We start from the raw sequence: 5,228 nt of genomic DNA, 5'->3' as shown, positions 1-5,228 counted from the left end.
GTTGAATTTTAATCATTTAACCCCTTAACTTAATGACATTGTTCGTGCGGGAGCGTTGGGATTAACTATTAAATCAATCTCTAATTTTTTAATGTAGAAAACAAGGGTATTTTTAGTTACTATTATTTTTCTTTCTAGTCCTGAAATATCTTTCCCCCTCCATAATCATTTCGCATATTACTTCAAAAATCAATCATAAAATCGAACGGTGATTTCTAGCCCAGATAGCAGCGGCATCCTGTTGTGGCGGTGTTCGCCACAACAGATATAGCGGATAGCGGGAAATAGCTCCAAAAAAAATTAATTCACTACACTATTAGGATTATAGCCTTCGTAGTGCATTTCTTCTTCTTTGAAAACAACGCCAAGAGCTTCTAGTTCTGCTAAAATGGGTAAATAGACTTCTTTTGTAATTGGGAGTTGTACGCCTGGAGTGGTGATTTTTCCGTTGAGAATTTGTAAGGTGGCAATGGCTACAGGTAATCCCACGGTTTTTGCCATTGCGGTATAGGTTTGGTCTTCGCCAAGACACACCATTTTGGAATCTATTTGTCTTTTTACACCATTGATTTCGTAGCCAAATTTATGGTACATTACAATCATGTCTTTGTCGTCGGGCTGTAGCGTCCAACTGTCGTTAAGTATTTTTTCTAAAATTTGAGCGGGTGTTGCGTTTTTTAAACCCACAATTTTGTTGGGATTGAAAATATCTAATTCTAATAATTTGTCCCACATGACATCGTCTTGATCGATTTTTAAACTTAAACGTAATTTAATTTCTATAGAATCTGTTGGGTGATAGGGTAAAAAGGAGTTCGTGAATTGGCGGTAATTCATGGTTTCGGAGTCGTCCATACTATAGGAATCGTCGGTCATTCCGAGTTGCACAAACATGTTCCACGCTTTTGAAAAACCGACTCTTCTTAATGTGCCACGGTATAACGTTAAGACATTGTCAAGTCCATAAACACTTCTGTATTTTAGGGAATCTCGGTTGGCGTAGGCTTCAAATCTTCCGTAACCTTCGACTTCCATAAACTCTGTTCGGCTAAATAATTTATGGTAGGGAATGTATTTGTAAGTGCCTTCTTGTATGAATTTTGCTGCTCCGCCTTGACCGGCAAGCACCACATTTCTTGGCGCCCAAGTGAATTTGTAATTCCACAGATTATTGTCAGATTCTGGAGCTACTAATCCGCCACAGAACGATTCAAATAATATCATTTTTCCGCCTTTGTCCCGAATTTCATCAATGGTTTTCATGGCGCTCATGTGATCGATTCCTGGGTCGAGACCAATTTCATTCATGAAAATCAAGTTGTTTTCTTTGGCTGCAGCATCTAATTCCTGCATGGCATCGCTAATATAGGAGGCGGTAACCATGTGTTTTTTATAGACAATACAGTCTTTTGCGACTTCAATGTGTAAATGTGCTGGCAACATTGAAATTACAATGTCTGCTTTTTGAATTTGAGTTTTTCTTTGATTTTCATCAAATATATCCAAGGCAATTGCGGTTGCATTTGGGTGCGAGTTTGTTTTTCTTTTGGCTAAATCTAATGAAATATCTCCGATTGTTACCTGTAGATTTTCGGCAACTGATTTATCCAGCAAGTATTTTATTAACGAGGAAGCTGATCTTCCAGCTCCAATGATTAGAATTTCTCTCATGATTATAAATATAACACAAATGTATGAATTTGTTATATTTATAACTATTTAAAAAATAAAAAAACTCACAATATTAATTGTGAGTTTCAGAATAGGCTTTTTTAGAATATTTACAAACCGTCTAAATCTTCTAAATCTTCTAAATCTTTCTTAGCTTCTTTTTTCGATTCTATTTTTTTAGTGTCAAATTGTTTGTCAACTTCCACTTCGTCTTTCGTAAATATTTCTTTTCCAACTACAAATATAAGTGATAAAATGGCAAATAGTAAAATTACTTTGACTACTTTTTGTTGTTTTACATCAGATTTTTTGAGTGTTAAAAATCCAAATACTATTGCAATTCCAATTGGAATTAACGCCAACGTCCCTAAAGGTAAATAAGCAAATACAATGCTTAACGCAGTAAAAATGCTTGCTAAAACTAAAAATAATTTTCTCATAATGATTGTGTTAAATCCCAGTTGCGTTTGATAGTGTTAATTGTCCTGTTCCAACTGGGATGCTAAATTTGATTAAAGCAGGGATTTTTTTGGTATCGGCAGTAAGCCAAATTAAGTTTTTGTCTTTGCCTTTTAAAGCGTTGGTTTTTGCAGAAATTGAAATTTTGTAACAGTTTTTTGTTCCTAAATTTCCAACAGAAACCGTTTCAATTCCCATAAATTTCACTAAAACGGGAATCTCTTTTTCATCAAATACTATTACGAAGGACTTGGTTTGACCGTTTTTATAATTTTGAAAATCAATAGTTCGCAGCTTATAAATGATAGAAACAATATCTTGAGTTGAAGTTCCAACCGTGAATATTTTTGTAGTTTCTGGTTTGTTATTCGTTTTTGATGTACTAATAATTGTTTTTCCGTCAGATTTAAAAAGGTATTTTTCGGTCTTAGAATAACCGCCCTCTTTTATGCTTCTTTTGTATAAACTGGGTTTTAAAGTTGTAGGATTTACATACGATTCATATAAATCTCTAATTTTAAAAAAGGAATCCCATTTGCTAAAAGTGGCAGCTTGGCAACTCAAGTGTAGAAAGGTGTTTTTAGACGTTTCCATCATTTCAGTTTCCATCGTAACTTGCGCTAAATGTGTCATTAAGCCACTCATGTTATAAGAAGCTGCATAAACCAATCTTTCATTTGGTTTTATTTGAGAAAAGCTAAAACTATAGCTAAGAATCAAAATAATTGTAAAAATAAATTTTCTCATCGTTTTTTATATATGTGCAAAAATAGAATTATTTTAGGTGATTTAAAATGTTAAAATTGAATTTAATTAACAAATTACACCACATAACGCATATTTTTGTATTGTATTTCACAAACAATAAAAATGAATAGAAAAATTATTGCAACGGCAGCTTTTTTGGGATTAATAGCAATTATTTTAGGAGCTTTTGGCGCCCACGCTTTAAAGAAAGTACTCAACATTTCAGAACTCAACACTTTTGAAACTGGAGTTAGATATCAAATGTATCATGCATTATTTTTATTGTTTATTGGAACAAACAATAATATCTCAAATAAAGCAAAAAAAGGTATTTTTTTTACAATTATTTTTGGTGTTTTACTTTTTTCAGGTTCTTTATATTTTCTTGCAATAAATAGGATTCTTCCATTTGATTTTAGCCCCTTTGGATTTATTACGCCAATTGGGGGATTGTTATTTTTAGCAGGTTGGTTTTGGTTATTTGTTAATTTTTATAGAAAAAATCTTTAATTTCTATTAAAAATGCAAAATAGATTGTTTTAAATATTTACTTTTGCAAGATAAATATTCAAATTTAATTCAGTTTTATGAATAACTACAGCCAATTTACTACATCGATTTCGTTAGAACAATATGGTATCAAAAATGCGCAAAATAGTATATATAATCCCTCGTTTGAATTTTTGTATAATGAAGAATTAAATCCAAATTTAGTAGGATTTGAAAAAGGACAATTATCAGAACTTGGATCTGTAAATGTGATGACAGGTGTTTTCACTGGTCGCTCCCCAAAAGACAAATATATCGTTATTGATGCCATTACCAAAGACACTATTTGGTGGACTTCTGACAAAGCAATAAATGACAATAAAGGTATTTCTCAAGATACTTGGAATGCTTTAAAACAAACAACCGTTGAACAACTTTCTGGAAAAAAATTATATGTAGTAGATGCTTTTTGTGGTGCAAATGAAAATTCCCGATTAAAAGTACGATTTATTATGGAAGTCGCGTGGCAAGCTCACTTTGTTAAAAACATGTTCATTAGACCAACAGATGTAGAATTAGAAAATTTTGGAGAACCTGATTTCGTTGTAATGAACGGTTCGAAAACAAGTTTCAAAAAATATGCTGATTATGGATTAAATTCCGAGGTGTATGTAGCCTTCAATTTAACCGAGAAAATCCAATTAATTGGCGGAACTTGGTACGGTGGTGAAATGAAAAAAGGCTTGTTTTCAATGATGAATTATTATTTGCCTTTGAAAGGAATTGCATCGATGCATTGTTCTGCAAATAAAGGAAAAGATGGGGATGTAGCTGTTTTCTTCGGATTGTCAGGAACTGGAAAAACAACGTTGTCAACAGATTCCAAACGAGAATTAATTGGCGATGACGAACACGGTTGGGATGACGAAGGGGTTTTCAATTTTGAAGGGGGTTGCTATGCAAAAACCATCGATTTAAGTAAAGAAAATGAACCCGATATTTACGGTGCCATTCGAAAAAACGCCTTGTTAGAAAATGTAACGCTTGATACTAACGGAAATATCGACTTTAAAGACGGTTCAGTTACACAAAACACGAGGGTTTCTTATCCAATTGATCATATTGATAACATTGTAAAACCAGTTTCAAAAGCAGGTCACGCAACAAAAGTTATCTTTCTTACCGCAGATGCTTTTGGGGTTATGCCTCCCGTTTCAAAATTGACTCCAGAACAAACAAAATATTTCTTTCTTTCAGGTTTTACTGCAAAATTAGCTGGAACAGAAAGAGGTGTTACAAAGCCTGAACCTACATTTTCTGCCTGTTTTGGAAAAGCATTTTTATGCTTACACCCAACAAAATATGGAGAAGAATTAGTAAAGAAAATGGAGCGACACCATGCCACAGCCTATATGGTAAATACAGGTTGGAACGGAACTGGAAAAAGAATTTCTATAAAAGATACCCGCGCCATTATAGATAGAATTTTAGACGGTTCGTTTGAAAAAGCGGAAACTCAAATTGTTCCCATTTTTAATCTTGAAGTTCCAACGTCTTTGGAAGGGGTAAGTTCGGAAATATTAGACCCAAGAAACACCTATTCTGATGCTTCGGATTGGAAAACAAAAGCAACCGATTTAGCCGAATTATTTATTAAGAATTTTGCTCAATATACCGATAATGAGGAAGGTAAAAACTTAGTAAAAGCAGGGCCTCAATTGTAATATAGTTTAATAGAGAAACAAACTTGATTTCAGTATTAATTCAAATAAAAAAGCTTTCAGATTTTTCTGAAAGCTTTTTTTATAATTTATGTCTTGTCCTGAAATAGCGATACACAAAATTCATCGTTATGGAAAACA

At 33.2% G+C, this 5,228-nt stretch carries 5 protein-coding genes; 2 read left to right on the top strand and 3 right to left on the bottom strand.

Going from position 1 to position 5,228, the window contains the following annotated elements; genetic code table 11:
* Positions 1 to 300: 300 nt before the first annotated feature.
* From AC9UEH_RS11365 to AC9UEH_RS11355, 3 genes are all read right to left on the bottom strand, one after another.
* On the bottom strand, positions 301 to 1,671 hold the full coding sequence (locus AC9UEH_RS11365) for a saccharopine dehydrogenase family protein (protein WP_509531944.1): 1,371 nt from the start codon (positions 1,669 to 1,671) through the stop codon (positions 301 to 303).
* A gap of 110 nt (positions 1,672 to 1,781) precedes the next feature.
* Complete coding sequence (locus tag AC9UEH_RS11360) at positions 1,782 to 2,111, bottom strand: hypothetical protein (RefSeq protein ID WP_509531942.1); 330 nt, start codon at positions 2,109 to 2,111, stop codon at positions 1,782 to 1,784.
* A gap of 10 nt (positions 2,112 to 2,121) precedes the next feature.
* Positions 2,122 to 2,877 carry a DUF3108 domain-containing protein gene (locus AC9UEH_RS11355; protein ID WP_509531940.1) on the bottom strand — a complete coding sequence of 252 codons (756 nt, stop codon included), beginning with the start codon at positions 2,875 to 2,877 and terminating at the stop codon, positions 2,122 to 2,124.
* 123 nt (positions 2,878 to 3,000) lie between these two features.
* Between AC9UEH_RS11355 and AC9UEH_RS11350 the strand changes: the two genes are divergently transcribed.
* Both AC9UEH_RS11350 and pckA read left to right on the top strand, forming a co-directional pair.
* Positions 3,001 to 3,387 carry a DUF423 domain-containing protein gene (locus AC9UEH_RS11350; RefSeq protein ID WP_509531937.1) on the top strand — a complete coding sequence of 129 codons (387 nt, stop codon included), beginning with the start codon at positions 3,001 to 3,003 and terminating at the stop codon, positions 3,385 to 3,387.
* A gap of 77 nt (positions 3,388 to 3,464) precedes the next feature.
* Positions 3,465 to 5,090, top strand: a complete 1,626-nt coding sequence (gene pckA / locus AC9UEH_RS11345) for a phosphoenolpyruvate carboxykinase (ATP) (protein ID WP_509531934.1) — start codon at positions 3,465 to 3,467, stop codon at positions 5,088 to 5,090.
* Positions 5,091 to 5,228: the final 138 nt, after the last annotated feature.

The organism is Flavobacterium sp. (genome assembly GCF_040402835.1).
Lineage (GTDB): Bacteria > Bacteroidota > Bacteroidia > Flavobacteriales > Flavobacteriaceae > Flavobacterium.
Note: the sequence above shows the minus strand (reverse complement) of the source record. Positions and strands in the feature narration are given on the sequence as shown.